General features: G+C 69.0%; 6 protein-coding genes. 4 read left to right on the top strand and 2 right to left on the bottom strand.

Features of this window, described 5'->3' with window-relative positions:
- Positions 1-3 precede the first annotated feature (3 nt).
- The gene (locus AB0B90_RS02005; RefSeq protein ID WP_362920295.1) at positions 4-942 is read right to left on the bottom strand and encodes a hypothetical protein; all 939 of its coding nucleotides are present in this window, start codon (positions 940-942) and stop codon (positions 4-6) included.
- 35 nt (positions 943-977) lie between these two features.
- Entirely contained in the window at positions 978-1,727 is a 750-nt protein-coding gene (locus tag AB0B90_RS02000; RefSeq protein ID WP_350943294.1) for a CAP domain-containing protein, read from the bottom strand.
- 615 nt (positions 1,728-2,342) lie between these two features.
- Here AB0B90_RS02000 and rplM point away from each other — a divergent pair.
- The 4 genes from rplM (at position 2,343) to AB0B90_RS01980 (ending at position 16,748) form a co-directional block, all read left to right on the top strand.
- Complete coding sequence (gene rplM, locus AB0B90_RS01995; RefSeq protein WP_344746717.1) at positions 2,343-2,786, top strand: 50S ribosomal protein L13; 444 nt, start codon at positions 2,343-2,345, stop codon at positions 2,784-2,786.
- A 70-nt stretch (positions 2,787-2,856) separates the two neighbouring features.
- A complete protein-coding gene (gene rpsI / locus AB0B90_RS01990; protein ID WP_350943295.1) occupies positions 2,857-3,378 on the top strand; it encodes a 30S ribosomal protein S9 in 522 nt (173 codons plus the stop codon).
- Positions 3,379-3,381: 3 nt separating this feature from the next.
- A complete protein-coding gene (glmM, locus tag AB0B90_RS01985; RefSeq protein ID WP_350943296.1) occupies positions 3,382-4,737 on the top strand; it encodes a phosphoglucosamine mutase in 1,356 nt (451 codons plus the stop codon).
- A gap of 323 nt (positions 4,738-5,060) precedes the next feature.
- Positions 5,061-16,748 carry a putative Ig domain-containing protein gene (locus AB0B90_RS01980; protein WP_362920292.1) on the top strand — a complete coding sequence of 3,896 codons (11,688 nt, stop codon included), beginning with the start codon at positions 5,061-5,063 and terminating at the stop codon, positions 16,746-16,748.
- Positions 16,749-16,807 lie beyond the last annotated feature (59 nt).

Genomic DNA, 16,807 nt, shown 5'->3' with positions numbered 1-16,807 from the left:
TGGTCAGGGGCGTTTTCCGGTCAGTGTCCGTGACTCCAGGGCAGGGGTGACGGTCGCGTCCGCCGCGCCGAAGGCCGCCTGGTTCAGCTTCTTGACCTCGGTTTTCTTTGGCATGTGGCCGTCTTTGTACTGGAACCAGACCATCACCACGTAGTGCCCGTGGCGCCATTCGCCGACGAATGCCTCGCCGGTGCCGAGAAGTTTGGTGACCTTATCCTTACCTGGCAGCGGTTTGATGTATTCCTCGCGCTCCTTGCCGGTGCTCGCCGAGACGACCTTGGACGCTCCCGCCGACGTCTTGAGGTTGGCGACCCCCACGGTGCCGATGATCTTCCCCGAGGCGTCGCGGAAGCTGGCGCGCAGGAGCTGGTTGCACCGCGCCGAGGTGAGGGCCTTCTGGAGCTTCTCCCCGACCACGGCCTTGTCGCACTTCTTGTCGGTCCTGCGGGTGGTCATCAGGTAGGTCTGCCCGCCGATCCGTATCTTCTTGTTCTTGAACACCTCGTTCAGGGTGAGAGGGTGCGGGTCGGTGGCGCGGGAGGAGGCGAAGCCGAACTTGCCCTTCGCGGTGTTCGCGGGCGGGATGAGGGGGGCCGCGGCGGTGGGCTCCGTCGCGCCGGGCACCGGGTCGGGGTCGGAGTTGGCCAGCACGGCGAGGCCGATGCCCGCGGCGACCAGCGCCGCGAACGCCCCGGCCGCGATGTAGATCGGGCGGCGTGAGCGGGGCCCCTCGTCGTACGGGCTCCACATCTCCTTGCGAGGCCGCTCGTTGGGCGCCTCGATGGGCCGTCCCTGCGGCCGGGGGGCCTGTGGGGCCTGGGAGGGGGAGTCGGGGGGGCGGTTGTTCTGCGAGGCGTCGAACCAGTGCTGGCCCTGTGCGGGCGGCGACGCGTCAGGCCGGTTGTAAGGCTGGCGGCGCGGCGGCTCCACGGGAAAACCCATGCGCCGAGCGTAGCCCGGTATCGGGGCCGCTTGGCTCAGGAGTATCCGAAGTCCTGGGTCCACCAGGGGCCGTCGGACCCTCGCACGGCTCCGACGCCGGTGGCCCTGAGCTCGCAGTTGAGGATGTTGCGCCGGTGGCCGCTCGTCCCCATCCAGCTGCGCACCGCGTCGTCTGGGGAGGTGTAGCCGCGCCCGATGTTCTCCGCGCCGCCGTCGCGGTAGCCGGTCGCCTCCATCCGCTCCCAGGGGGAGGTGCCGTCGGCGGAGTTGTGGGAGAGGCGGCCCGTGGCCGCCATTCCGGCCGAGTGCCTCCTGGCCGAGACGGTGAGTCTCCTGTCGATCCGCAGCGGTACGCATCCGGCCCGCCTGCGCTCGATGTTGACGAGCCGGACGACCTCACGCTCCATCGCGCCGAGGGCGGAGGTGGCGCCGCCGTCGTCGCCGTTGAGGAGGAGGCGGGAGGGGCCGTCCTCGCCGGAGCCGCCGGAGTCGCCGAGTGACGTGCCGGGGGTCGGGGTGGGGCGCGGGCGCCGGTCCTCGGGGGCGGGGGTGGAGCGGGCGACCCGGGAGAGCGGGGCGCGCTCGACCTGGCCGGCGAGTGCGCCGCTGGGTGTGGGGCGTACGGGCCCGGTGTCGTTCAGGTAGATCTGGTCGGCGGCCTTCTCGTCGCGGCTGCCCCGGCCGATGATGAAGCCGACGAGCAGAACCGCGAGCAGGCACACGAACACCCCCATGCGGCGCAGGCGCGCTCGCTGGGTATGCCCGGGGTGAGGAAGCTGCCACATACCGCTATCAAAGATAGAGATGTTTGCGGTGAGGAAGAAGGGAATGCTGAGAACATGTTGGAACCGTTCTGTGAAGGTTCCGGCGCTATCGTCCTTGACTCGTCGTTCGGCGCCCCCTCTCGGGGAACGTCGCGCCGCCCGGTTTCAAGCCCGCTCCCGGAGGGGTTCCGACGCGGTGACCGGCCCCTTTCCGTTTCAAGCCCGCTCCCGGAGGGGTTCCGACGCGGTGACCGGCCCCTTTCCGTGGTCGTCCGGGTCTCGGCGCCCCGCTCGCGGCGACCTTGGATATTCGACATATAGCGCCGTATATCGGGATAAATCATCATCTCGGCGCCCGGTGTGTGCCGGTTTCCCGGCACCGGCCGGTGGCGGGTAGACTGCCGGGGGAACCGCCGGAGAGTCATGTCGTTTTGCATGCGCTCCTCCGCGCCGGTATCCTGCTAGTTCGTTGTGTGCGAATTGGTCTCCTCTAGCAGACCGATACGCGGCGCGTCCGGCGTCATCTCCTCTTTATCTGGAGACGGAAGGTCCGGGCTGTCGTGTGCCCGCACCTACCGACCATGTTGCTGTCCTCTCCGACAGCGCCGAAGACGCGACCAAAGAAGGCATACGACCGTGCGCACGTACACACCCAAGCCTGCCGAAGTCGAGCGTCAGTGGCACATCATCGACGCCACCGACATCGTGCTTGGCCGGCTGGCCAGCCACGTCGCGATCCTGCTTCGCGGTAAGCACAAGCCGACCTTCGCCAACCACGTCGACACCGGTGACTTCGTCATCGTCATCAACGCCGACAAGGTCGCGCTGACCGGTAACAAGCTTGAGCAGAAGAAGGCCTACCGCCACTCGGGCTACCCGGGCGGTCTGCGCTCCATGACCTACGGCGAGCTCATGGACAAGCGTCCCGACCGCGCCGTCGAGAAGGCCGTGAAGGGCATGCTTCCCAAGAACGCCCTCGGCCGGAAGATGATCAAGAAGCTCAAGGTCTACGCCGGTTCCGAGCACCCGCACCAGGCGCAGCAGCCGGTGTCTTTCGAGCTCACCCAGATCGCCCAGTAGTCACTAGCTGCTTGTCGCCAGCAGCGTTGGCCGACGGCCGACGCCGAGTAGGAAAGTTAAGAGGAGAACCGTGGCTGAGCCCACCGGTGTCGAGACGCCCGTCGAGGGCGCTCAGGAAGCGTACTCCGCGGAGGAGTTCCCCTCCGAGTACACCTCCGAGTCCACTGCCAGCGGCGACGCCGCCGTCCGCAAGCCCATCACCACCGGCAACTCGTACGGCACCGGCCGTCGCAAGGAGTCCGTGGCCCGCGTGCGCATCGTTCCGGGCACCGGCAAGTGGACGATCAACGGCCGTACGCTTGAGAACTACTTCCCGAACAAGGTCCACCAGCAGATCGTGAACGAGCCCTTCGTGGTGCTCGGCGCCGAGGACCAGTTCGACGTCATCGCCCGCATCAACGGTGGTGGCGTCACCGGCCAGGCCGGTGCCCTGCGCATGGGTCTCTCCCGCGCGCTCACCGCCCTGGACGTCGAGGTCAACCGCCCGCCGCTGAAGAAGGCCGGCTTCCTGACCCGTGACGCCCGCGCCACCGAGCGCAAGAAGTACGGCCTCAAGAAGGCCCGTAAGGCTCCGCAGTACAGCAAGCGTTAAGCGTTGGGGCGCCTCTTCGGCACCGACGGGGTACGTGGGGTCGCCGGACGCGACCTCACGGCCGAGCTCGCCATGGACCTGTCCGTGGCCGCGGCTCATGTCCTCGGCGATGCCGGGGCGTTCAACGCCAGCGTCGGGCGGCGAGGCCGTCCCGTCGCCGTCGTGGGCCGGGACCCCCGGGCTTCAGGAGAATTCCTGGAGGCCGCGGTGGTCGCCGGCCTCGCGTCGTCTGGTGTGGACGTTCTCCGGCTCGGCGTGCTGCCCACCCCGGCGGTCGCTTATCTGACGACGGCTCTCAGAGCCGACATGGGCGTGATGATCTCCGCCTCCCACAATCCCGCGCCCGACAACGGGATCAAGTTCCTCACCCGGGGCGGCTACAAGCTGCCCGACACGGTGGAGAACGAGATCGAGCAGCGGCTCGGCGAGAAGTGGGAGCGTCCTGTCGGTGCCTCGGTCGGCCGCGTACGCGAGGCGTACGGTGAGGCCGACCGCTACGTGTCCCACGTGCTGTCCACCGTGGAGGGCCGTCTCGACGGCCTGAACGTGGTCCTCGACTGCGCCCACGGCGCCGCCCACATGGTGGCTCCCGAGGCGTTGCTGCGGGCCGGGGCCACCGTGGAGACGATCGGGGCGCGCCCCGACGGTCTCAACATCAACGCGGGGGTCGGCTCCACCCACCTGGATCGGCTCCAGCAGATCGTGGTCTCCCGGAACGCGGACGTGGGCATCGCCTACGACGGTGACGCGGACCGCTGCCTCGCCGTCTCGCACACCGGTGAGATCGTCGACGGCGACCAGATCATGGCCGTCCTCGCCATGGCGATGCACGCCGAGGGCAAACTGGTCGGTGACACCGTGGTGGCCACGGTGATGTCCAACCTGGGCTTCAAGATCGCGCTCAAGAACGCCGGTGTCGACGTCGTCGAGACCGCCGTGGGCGACCGCTACGTCCTGGAGGCGATGCGGGCCGGGGGCTACAACCTCGGCGGCGAGCAGTCCGGCCACGTCCTGATGCTCGACCACGCCACCACCGGGGACGGCCTGCTCACCTCGCTGCACCTGCTCGCGGTCATGGCCCGGGAGAAGAAGCCGCTCGCCGAGCTGGCCTCGGTGATGACCCGCCTGCCGCAGGTCCTGGTCAACGTGAAGGACGTCGACCGGTCCAAGGCATCGGCTCCCGAGCTGGCCGCCGCGGTCAGCGCCGCGGAGTCGGAGCTGGGCGAGAGCGGGCGCGTGCTGATCCGGCCCAGCGGCACCGAGCCGATGATCCGCGTCATGGTCGAGGCCGCCTCGGCGGAACAGGCGGAGCAGCTGGCCGGTCGCCTCGCCGAGGTCGTCCGTACGGCCTGCGTCTGAGGGGCCCGGTGATCGTCCGGGAGCGCCCCCTCTAGAGACGAATATCGAAAGCGCGGCCCGCACTCCGGTGCGGGCCGCGCTTTTTGTCATGCCCTGTCTGGCTTATCGGGCCGTGTGTGGTTCTGCCCATCGCCACGCCGGACTTCGCATTGATTGACACTCTAGGTGGTTGATCAGACACTTTCAGTGGTTGGGTCGAGGTTTCCGCTTGGAAACGATGCTTATCGAGTCGATGGCCTGATCCTGGTCGCCGACACTCACGCCGTTCTCGCGATGCTCGCATGGCGGCGGGCCGCTGACATCATGATCGATCGGAGGGTGGTGTGTCGCCGTTCACCATTGTCCGGGGCGCCGACCCACTGTCGCGATCCGAGCGAGGGCTCGCCAGGTTTCTCACCCTGACTCTGATCTGGACCTGTGTGGTGCTGACCTCGGTGACCCCCGCGTCGGCGGCGGGCACCGTCGTGTTCAACCAGCCCTTCCACAACAACACGCCGGACGGCGACGGTGCCGTGGTGCTACCCGCGCTGCCGGCCGGAGTGAGTACGCCGAACTTCGCGTGCCTGTCAGCCTCCGGCAACACCAGCACGGGCGTCCTGCGTAGCTGCGCCGGCGCTCTGGACAGTCAGGGCTCCGGCAAGCTGCGGCTGACGGACACCTCGACCTACCGGGCGGGCGGCGTCTTCGGTGCGGTCAGCGTGCCCACCTCGCAGGGGCTCGACGTCACCTTCAACACCTACCAGTACGGCGGGAACAATGCCGACGGCATCGCCTTCGTGCTGGCGGCGGTCGATCCGACGACCCCTCAGTCGCCGCCCAACATCGGTCAGGTGGGTGGGGCGCTGGGCTACACCGGGACCAACAGCCTTTCCGGTCTGGCCTACGGCTACCTAGGTATCGGCCTTGACGTGTTCGGAAACTACAGCACCAGCACCTACCAGGGAACAGGCTGCGCGAATCCGGCCTATATCAGTACGACCGGCGGCAAGGTCGCCGGTCAGGTCGTCGTGCGCGGGCCGGGTAACGGCACAGTCGGCTACTGTGCGATCAACAGCACGGCCACCTCGACAACCTCCGCCGCGCTTCCCCTGCGGGCGGCCACCCGCACGGCCGTCCCGGTACAGGTCGGTATCAATCCCACGAGCTCCACGCAGACGACCGCGAGCGGTCTGACGGTCCCGGCCAACAGCTACCAGGTGGTGGTCACCCTGGTCGGCGGCGCCACCAGGACCCTGTCCGGGACGCTTCCCACCGTCCAGGCCGGCCTGTACCCGTCGAGCTGGCTGAACTCCGCCGGGATCCCCAGGCAGCTGGCGTTCGGATGGGTGGGCTCCACCGGGGCGGTGACCGACTTCCATGAGATCGGTGAGGCCAAGGTGACCACGATCAGCGCCGTCCCCGAGCTGACCGTCGCGCAGACGAGTTACAGCGTCACGAGTCCGCAGCAGGGCGCCCCGGTGACCTACAACGTCGTCGCGGGGGTCGACGTCGGCATCGCAGAGACCGCCCCGATCTCCATGACCCAGACCATGCCCGCGGGGGTGACGCCGGTAGGCGCGTCCGGCACGGGGTGGGTGTGCGCGGTGCCGTCGGGGCAGTCCATCACCTGTACGAACAGCAACGGCCCGTTCCCGGCGGCGGCGACGTTGCCGCCGATCACCGTACACGGCGTCGTCACCGGGAGCAGCGTCACGTCGGCGCTGATCCAGACGGCGACCGTGGTCACCTCGTCGTCCGTCGACGCCAACCCCGCCTACTCGACGACGGCGACCGCCGGCACACTGCCGTCGGCGCCCGGCAATATCGGGCTGAGCCCGAACTCGGGCACGATCGCCGGTGGCGGGACGGTGATCGTGTCCGGCACGAACATCTCCGGCGCCACCGCCATCGAGATCGGCACCACCGCCCAGCAGCAGGCGGGAACCTCGGTGGTCCTGCTGCCGTGCCCCACCGGGGTGACCACCGGATGCTTCGTCAACAACGGCAACGGCACCCTGACCATCCCCTCCATGCCGGCGCGAGCCACGGCCGGAACGGTCAATGTCACGGTCGTCACCCTGGGGCGCTCCGCGTCCGCGACATACACCTACATCTCCGCCCCCTCGGCACCCGCCACGCCCACCGCGGTGGCGGGGAAGACCAGCGCGACGGTGAGCTGGACGGCGCCGGCCGGTAACGGCAGCACCATCACCGGCTATGTCATCACGCCCTCCATCGCCGGAGTGGCCCAGACCCCGCTGTCCTTCGACGCATCCACTACGAACAGGACATTGACCGGGCTGACCGCGGGCGCGTCCTACACCTTCACCGTCGCCGCGGTGAACGCGGTCGGCACCGGCCCGGCCAGCGCCGCCTCCAGCGCGGTCACCCCCTACGACGTCCCAGGCCGGCCCATCATCACCTCGGCCACGGCGGGCACCTTGTCGGCGAACCTCACCTGGACGGCACCGGCCGGTAACGGCAGCACCATCACCAGTTATGTCGTCACTCCCTTCATCGCCGGTGTCGCGCAGTCGACCCAGACGTTCAGCGGCACCGCGACCAGCCAGACCGTTACCAACCTGACGGCGGGGACCTCGTACACCTTCACCGTCGCCGCCGTGAACGCGGCGGGTTCCGGCCAGGCGTCCCTGCCCTCCGGCGCGGTCGTGCCCAACACTTCACCGAGTTTCACCTTCGCCGCGCCGCCCGCCGGTGAGGTGAACGTCCCCTACAGCTTCTCGTTGACGATCACCGGTGGAACCGCGCCGTACACGTGGTCGGTCAGCGACGGCAGCCTGCCTCCCGGCCTGACGCTGAACGCCTCCACCGGCCTGCTGTCCGGCATCCCCACCCTGGGAGGCAGCTACTCCTTCACCGCGCGGGTGACGGACGCCAGCGGTGCGCGTGCCAACCGCGATGTCACCGTGGTCGTCGCGGCGGCGCCGGTCCTGACGTTCGCGGCGCCGCCCAGCGGCGCGGTGAGCATTCCCTACAGCATCCCGCTCACCGTCACCGGCGGTACCGCGCCGTACGTCTGGTCGGTCACCGCGGGCAGCCTGCCGCCGGGTCTGACGCTGAACGCCTCCACCGGCCTGCTGTCCGGCACGCCGACGGCGGGAGGCAGCTACTCCTTCTCCGTCAAGGTGGTCGACGCGCTGGGCCAGAGCAGCACCAGGACGGTGAGCCTGACGGTCGCGGCGCTGCCGACGTTCACCTTCAACCCACCGCCGACCGGCCAGGTCGGGGTCGCCTACAGCGTGCCGCTGACCGTGAGCGGCGGTACCGCGCCGCTCGTCTGGTCGGTCAGCGCGGGCAGCCTGCCGCCGGGGCTGACGCTGAACGCCTCCACCGGAGTACTGTCCGGCACGCCGACGGCGACGGGCAACTACCCGGTCACCTTCCGGGTGGTCGACGCGAACAATCTGGCGGCCACCCAGTCCGCGACCTTCGTCGTGGTGGCCGGGCCACTGGCTATGGTCAAGACGGCGAGCGCCTCCTCGACGGTCCCGGGGGGCACGCTCAACTACACGATCACTGTGACCAACACCGGGACGAGCGCCTTCACCGGGGTCACGCTGACCGACCCGCTGGCGGACGTCCTTGACGACGCTACTTACAACGCCGACGCGACCGCGAGCGCTGGTTCGGTGTCGGTGACCGGGCAGACCCTGAACTGGACCGGCAACGTGGCGGCGGGGGCGACCGTGACCATCGCTTACTCGGTGACGGTGAGCAGTTCCGGTACAGGCAACAAGGTGCTGGCCAACGCGGTGACCTCGTCGACGGTCGGCAGCACCTGCCCGGCGGGCGGCGGCGATCCACGCTGCTCGGCCATCGTGACCGTGTCCGGGCTGGCCATCGTCAAGGTCGCCAGCCTCTCGACGACGACTCCCGGTCAGAGTATCGGCTACACGATCACGGTGACGAACAACGGCCAGACCCCTTACACCGGCGCGACGTTCATCGACTCGATGGCCGGCCTGCTCGACGACGCCGTCTACAACGCCGACGCGACCGCCTCCAGCGGCAGCGTGTCGTACACCAGCCCCAACCTGACCTGGACAGGGAACCTCGCTCCGGGAGGAAGCGCGAACATCACCTACTCGGCCACGGTGCGAAACCCCGACACCGGGGACAGGAGCGTCTCCAACACGATCTCCTCGTCCACTCCCGGCAGCACCTGCCCGCAGGGAAACCCGGGCCCGCAGTGCACCGCCACCACCTCGGTCCTGGTTCCGGGCCTCGCGATCAGCAGCAGCTCGGACGTGGCCACCACGACGCCCGGCTCGGTCGTGCGCTACACGTTCACCGCCTCCAACACCGGGCAGACCCCCTACGTCGGGACGAGTATCACCGTCTCCCTGGCGGACCTACTGGACGACGCGACGCCCAACGGCGACATCTCCGCGACGACGGGAACCGTCGTCACCAACCCGGACGGCACCGCCACCTGGACCGGCGACCTGGCGGTCGGCGCGACCGTCACCGTCACCGCCTCGGTCACCGTGAACAATCCCGACACCGGCAACAGGGTCCTGAGGACCTTCGCCGTCTCCAACGCGCCGGGCAGCAACTGCCAGGTGGGCAACCAAGCCCCCGGGTGCTTCAGCGTGATCACGGTCCTGATCCCCGGCCTGACGATCGCCAAGGCGGCCGACACGGCGACCACGACCCCCGGCTCGGTCGTGAACTACACGGTGCTGGTCACCAACTCGGGGCAGACCGCCTACACCGGTGCGACGTTCGCCGACGCGCTGGGCGGGGTGCTCGACGACGCGACCTACAACGCGGACGCCGCCGCGACCGGCGGCTCGGTCGGCTTCGCGGGCTCCACGCTGACCTGGACAGGCAACCTCGCGGTCGGGGCGACCGCCACGATCACCTACTCGGTGACCGTCAACAATCCCGACACCGGGAACAAGACACTGACCAACACCCTCACCTCGACCACCGTCGGTAACAACTGCCCCACGGGCAGCGGCGACGCCCGGTGCGCCGGCAGCGTGACGGTTCTCGTCCCGCAGCTGACGGTGACCAGCACGACCCCGTCGAGCACCACGGTTCCGGGCGGCGTCGTGTCGTACACGTTCGCGCTGGCCAACACCGGGCAGACCCCCTACGTGGGCATCAGCGCCACGCTGGGTGTCGAGGGCCTTTTCGGCGACGTGACCTACAACGGCAACCTGCTCGCCAGTTCGGGCAGCCTCGACGTGCTCCCGGACGGCTCGCTCCTGTGGACGGGGGACGTCGCGGTCGGCGCGACGGTCACCATCACCGGTTCGGTCACCGTGAACGACCCCGACACCGGCGACAAGGTCCTTCAAACCTCCTTCACCTCCGCCGCGCCCGGCAGCACCTGCCCGAGTGTCGGTGCGACGGCGCCCAGCTGCTTCACCCTGGTCACCGTCCTGGTCCCGGCGCTGACGATCACGAACACCGCCGACACCCAGACGACCACGCCGGGCGGTAAGGTCACCTACACGACGACGGTCACCAACACCGGACAGACCTCCTACACCGGAGCCCAGGTCGTCAACCAGCTGGCCCAGGTGCTCAACGACGCCGCCTACAACGCCGACGCGACCACGACGGCCGGTACGGTCGCCTTCGCCGGGTCCAACCTGACCTGGACCGGAAACCTGGCGATCGGGGCGAGCGCGACCGTCACCTACTCGTTCACCGTGAACGACCCCGAACTCGGCGACGGGCAGATGACCAACGTCGCGGTGTCGTCCACGCAGGGCAGCACCTGCCCTGCGGGAAGCACCAACGCGGCGTGCACCTCGACGGTGCCGGTCCTGTCTCCGGGACTGACCGTGGTCAAGACCGCGAACGCCGCGACGACGATCCCCGGGGCCACCGTCGGCTACACGGTCACCGTCACCAACTCCGGGCAGACGCCCTACACGGGGGCCACCGTCACCGACGCGCTGGGCGGGGTGCTGGACGACGCGGTCTACAACGCCGACGCGACCGCGACGGTCGGCAGCGTGTCGTACACCAGTCCCAATCTGACCTGGACCGGAAATCTGGCGGTCGGCGCGAGCGCGACGATCACCTACTCGGTCACCGTGAGCAGCCCCGACACGGGTGACGCCCTGCTCGTGAACAGCACCGCCTCCTCAGCGCCGGGAAGCAACTGCCCGGTGGGAGGGACCGACACCCGATGCACCGTCTCGGTGCCGGTTGCGCGGCTGGTCATCTCCCAGAGTTTCGTCGGGAGCAGCACGACCCCCGGCTCGACGATCCGCCTCAACGCCACGTTCACCAACACCGGGAACGTCCCCTACACGGGGATCAGCATCGCCAGTCCCACCGCGGGCGTCGTCGACGACGCCACTCCCAACGGCGACCAGACCGCGAGTTCGGGAACGCTGATCCTCAGCTCCACCGCGATCACCTGGACCGGCAACATCCCCGTCGGGGGCGTCGTCACGGTCACCGGCACCCTGACCGTGAAGAATCCCGACACGGGCAACAAAGTCATCACCGGCACCCTGGTCTCGGCCGCGCCCGGCAACAACTGCCCGTCCGGCGGCTCCGACCCCCGCTGCACCGCTTCGATGAACGTGCTCGTCCCCGGTCTGACGATCACCAATGTCGCCGACACCGGTGCCACGGTCCAGGGGGGCACCGTCGGCTACACGGTCACCGTCACCAACTCCGGGCAGACGGCCTACACCGGGGCGACGTTCACCGAGTCGCTGACCGGAATACTGGACGACGCGGTCTACAACGGCGACGCGAGCGCGACGAGAGGCACCGCCGCCGTCGCCGGATCCACCCTGAGCTGGACCGGTGACCTGGCGGTCGGGGCGAGTGCCACGATCACCTACTCGGTCACCGTGCGAAACCCCGACCCCGGTGACAGGAACCTGGCCGGCACGATCTCCTCGCCCACCACCGGCGGCAACTGCGCTCCGGCGAGCGGTAACGCGCAGTGCACCAGCAACGTGATCGTGCTCATCCCGGCGCTGACCATCGTCCAGACCGCCACTCCGACGACGGCGGTTCCGGGAAGCACGGTCACCTACACGGTCGTCGCCACCAACACCGGGCAGCTCCCCTACGCGGGGGCGACGTTCACCGACTCACTGGCGGGTGTGCTGGACGACGCGGCCTACAACACCGACGCGAGCGCGACGAGCGGCACCGTGGACTTCGCGGACCAGGCCGTGACCTGGACCGGGGACCTCGCGCCCGGTGCGAGCGCGACGATCACCTACTCGGTCACCGTCGACAACCCGGATACCGGTGACGCGAGCCTGGTGAACACGATCACCTCCACCACCTCCGGCAACAACTGCCCGTCCGGCGGGACCGACCCCCGCTGTGGCACCACCGTCGCGGTCACCGCGATCACCACCCTGACCTTCGACAAGGCCGCGAACACCCTCTCGGCCGCGCAGGGCGAGACGGTCACCTACACCGTCACGATCAGTAACAGCGGGCTGACACCCTACGTCGGCGCGACGTTCACCGACGACCTGACCGACGTTCTGGACGACGGGACCTACAACAACGACGCTGTGGCAGGCGCGGGCACCGTCGGCTACACCGCACCCAACCTGACCTGGACCGGCACCGTCCCGGCCGGCGGGTCCACCACGGTCGTCTACTCGGTGACGGTGCAGGCCTCACCCGACGGGACCCTCGTCAACACCCTGGTCTCGACCTCACCGGACGGCAACTGTGCCTCGGGGAGCACCGACCCGCGCTGCACGGCCACGGTGACCGTGGCCAAGCTGACCATCGTGACCACGTCCAACGCGGCGACCTATCTGCCGGGGCAGGTGGTGCACTACACGTCGGTGATGACCAATGCCGGGCAGACGCCGTACAACGGGATCAGCGTCCTGTTCAACGGAATCGAGGGCGTCGACGACAGCGTGCCCAACGGGGACCAGAGTGCCACCTCCGGGTCGCTGACCCTGGGGCTCGACGGGCTGACCTGGACCGGGAGCATTCCGGTGGGCGGCAGCGTCACGGTGACCGGCAGTATCACGATCAACAATCCCGACACCGGCGACAAGCTGATCACCCTCACCTCGGTCTCCTCGGCGCAGGGCAGCGGTTGCCCGGTGGCGACCGCTCCCGGCTGCACCAACTCGATCACCGTGCTGACCCCCGGGCTGACGATCACCAAGACCGCCGACCGGAGCAGCGTGGTTCCAGGTGCCCCGGTGGCCTACACGATCACGATCGCCAACAGCGGGGACAGCGCGTACACCGGTGCCGTCGTCACCGACACGCTGACCGGGGTGCTGGACGCGGCGACGTACAACGGCGACGCGGCGGCGACGACCGGCACGGTCGTCCTCACGGCCGGGGCGCTGACCTGGACCGGTGATCTGGCGGTCGGCACGACCGCGACCGTCACCTACTCCGTCACCGTCAACAGCCCTTCCACCGGTGACAAGCTTCTGAGCAACAACGTCGCCTCCACCGAGATGGGCAGCACCTGCCTGCCCGGCGGCGGAAGCCCGGCCTGCAATGTGGGCGTCGTCGTCCTCACACCGATCCTGACGATCGAGAAGACGCCCGGCGTCACGTCGACCACTCCGGGAGGTACGGTCACCTACACGGTCACCGCCACCAACACCGGGCAGGTCCCCTTCGCCTCGGCGACGTTCACCGACGCGCTGGCGGGGGTGCTGGACGACGCGGTCTACAACGCCGACGCGAGCGCCACGAGGGGAGCCGTCGCCTTCACCGGCTCCAACCTGACCTGGACCGGAGCCCTCGCCCCCGGGCAGGGGGTCACCCTCACCTACAGCGTCACGGTCGACACCCCGGGCACCGGTGACCTGATACTGACCAATATCGTCACCTCCGCCACCTCGGGCAGCACCTGCCCGACCGGAGGCACCGATTCGCGGTGCTCCAGCGAGGTGCCGGTCTCCAGGATCGCTATCACGAACGTGGCGAACGCCACCACGGCGCTCCCGACCCAGGTGGTCACCTACACGATCACGGTCACGAACACCGGGAAGACGCCGTACAGCAACGTCGTGGTGAACGACCTGCTGGGCGGGGTGCTGGACGACGCGACCTACAACGGCGACGGGGCGGTTTCGGCGGGTGGTTTCGGCTTCTCCAGCAGCGACGAGGGAACCTGGACGCTTCCCCTGGCGGTCGGTGCCAGCGCCGTCGGGACCTTCTCGGTGACGGTGCTGAACCCGGACCCCGGGAACAAGATCCTCACCACCGTGATCACCTCGGCGACCCCGGGCACCAACTGCCCGGTGGGGAGCGCCGACTCCGCCTGCACCTCGACGGTCGACGTGCTGACTCCCGTCCTGACCGTCTCCAAGAGCGCGGACCGGACGACGGTTACACCCGGTGAGACCGTCACCTACACGATGACGGTCGCCAACACCGGGCAGGCGCCGTACACCGGGGCGACGGTGACCGACGACCTCACCAAGGTGCTCCCCGACTCCGTCTACAACGCGGACGCGAGCGCCACGAGTGGCGCCGTCACCTTCGCCGGCCCCAACCTGACCTGGACCGGCGATCTCGCGGTCGGCGCGACCGCGACGATCACCTACTCGGTCACCGTGCTGAACCCCGATCCCGGTGACAAGCTGATGGTCAACCGTGCCTTCTCCGACACGCTGGGCAGTACCTGCCCGTCCGGCGGATCCGTCCCGGCCTGTACGACGCTCGTCATCGTGCTCGTACCGGCGCTGACCATCGTCAAGACGGCCAACACGGTGACCACGGCCCCTGGGAGCACGGTCGGCTACACGATCACCGCCACCAACAGCGGGCAGACGGACTACACCGGCGTGAGCGTCACCGATCCGCTGGCGGGTGTGCTGGACGACGCCGCCTACAACAACGACGCGAGTGCCACGACCGGAACGGTGGGCCTCGCAGGGCAGACCCTGACCTGGACCGGCGATCTGGCGGTCGGGATGACGGTGACCATCGGCTACTCGGTCACCGTCAACAGTCCCGACACCGGAAACCGGGTGCTCGCCAACGCCGTCTCCTCGTCCGCGCCGGGCAGCACCTGCCCGGTGGGTGGCACCGCCCCGGCCTGCGCCTCGTCGGTGGCCGTCCTCGTCCCCGGACTGGCCGTATCCATCGTCGCCGACCGGGCGACCACGACTCCCGGCGGCGTCACCCGGTTCACCGTCACGATCGCCAACACCGGTCAGACCCCGTACGCCGGCACGAGCGTCGCCAACTCCCTCGCCCGGGTGCTGGACGACGCGACCTACGACAACGACGCGACCGCCACCGTCGGCACGGTGGGCCTCGCCGGTCAGACTCTGACCTGGACCGGTGACCTGCCGGTCGGGGCGACCTCGACCGTCACCTACACGGTGAAGGCGAAAGACCCCGACACCGGTGACACGAGCATGACCAACACCGTCTCCTCGTCCGCGCCGGGCAGCACCTGCCCGGCGGGTGGCACCGACCCGGCCTGCGGCGCGACCGTCACCATCCTGATCCCCGCGCTGAGCATCGCGATGACCGCCGACACGGCGACCACGACACCCGGAAGCACCGTCGGCTACACGATCACGCTTACCAACACCGGGCAGACGGACTACACAGGTGCCTCCGTCGTCGCCGCGCTCAACGGACTGTTCCCCGACACGGTCTACAACAACGACGCGAGCGCCTCCACCGGCGTCTTCGAATACATCGCGCCGAACCTGACCTGGGTCGGATCCCTCGCGACCGGCGCGAGCACCACGATCACCTACTCCGTCACAGTGAAGGACCCCGACCTCGGTGACAAGGCACTGACCAGCGATGTGACCTCCACCGCGCCGGGCAGCACCTGCCCGGTGGGTGGCAGCGCCCCGGCGTGCACGACGTTCGTGCGTGTCCTGATACCGCAGCTCACGATCACGCAGACCGCCCACGCCGGCACCGTCGTCGCCGGGGAGGCCGTCAACTACACGGTGACCCTGGTCAACACCGGCGAGACCGGCTATTCCGGCGCCGCGTTCACCGAGTCGCTGGCCGGGGTGCTCGACGACGCCGTCTACGCCGGTGACGCGACCGCCACCGTCGGCACCGTCACCTACGCCGACGGCACCCTCACCTGGACGGGCGCCCTCCCCATCGGCGACACCGCGACGATCACCTACTCGGTCACCACCGTCTATCCCCCGCCGGGCGACAAGACCCTGACCAGCACCGTCAGCTCCGTCACGGCCGGGTCGACCTGCCCCGAGGGGGGAACCGATCCACGCTGCACCACGACCGTCGCCGTCCTGACTCCCGGCCTCACCATCGTCAAGACCACGAACGACAGCGGTGCCGTGGTGGCGGACGCCACAGTCCAGTACACGATCACGGCCACGAACACCGGTGAGGCTCCGTACGCCGAGGCCGCGTTCACCGACACGCTGGCCGGGGTTCTCGACGACGCCACCTACAACAACGACGCGACGGCCACCGTCGGCACCGTCACCTACACCGACGGTGTCCTCGGCTGGACCGGCGGCCTGCCGGTGGCGGCGAGCGCGGTCGTCACCTTCAGCGTGCTCGTCACACACGAGGGCACAGGCAACGCGATCCTCGACAACCGGGTCACCTCGGCGACGGTCGGCAGCACCTGCCCCGTCGGAGGCACAGACCCCGGCTGTTCCGTCCAGAACGCCGTGACCCCCACCAGCATCACTCTCATCGACCTGACCCCCGACTTCACCTTGGCCGGAAAACCGGATTCGACGGTTCGCCGCAACGAGGCCGTGACCATGACGGTCATCACGAACAGTTTCGACGGCTACACCGTCACCGTTCAGGCGGCGTCTCCCGAGCTCACCTCCGACCAGCCGGGCAACGACGCCACCATCCCGATCGGGAACCTGCGCGTGCGCGAGAGCGGTACGTCGTCGGCCTTCCAGCCCCTTTCGACCACCGACCCGGTACTCGTCCACAGCCAGTCGGGTCCGTCCGCTCCCAACGGAGACGCCATTGGCAATGATTTCGAGGGGGACATCCCCTTCGTGCCGATCGGTGGCTATTCGGGGACGCTCACCTACGTCGCGACGGCCCAATGACACGGTGCCGTCACCGAGGCATCGCACACCACTCACCTCGTACACGAGCAACGTGAAGG

Origin of the sequence: Streptosporangium sp. NPDC049078 (assembly GCF_040648855.1) — a bacterium.
In the GTDB taxonomy this organism is placed as follows: Bacteria; Actinomycetota; Actinomycetes; order Streptosporangiales; family Streptosporangiaceae; genus Streptosporangium.
The sequence above is the reverse complement of the archived record's forward strand: the minus strand, read 5'-3'. Positions and strand labels throughout refer to the sequence as shown.

Coding starts and splice junctions, on each gene's coding strand:
- AB0B90_RS02005 (WP_362920295.1), bottom strand. CDS start 942: ATGGGTTTTCCCGTGGAGCCGCCGCGCCGCCAGCCTTACAACCGGCCT.
- AB0B90_RS02000 (WP_350943294.1), bottom strand. CDS start 1,727: ATGTGGCAGCTTCCTCACCCCGGGCATACCCAGCGAGCGCGCCTGCGC.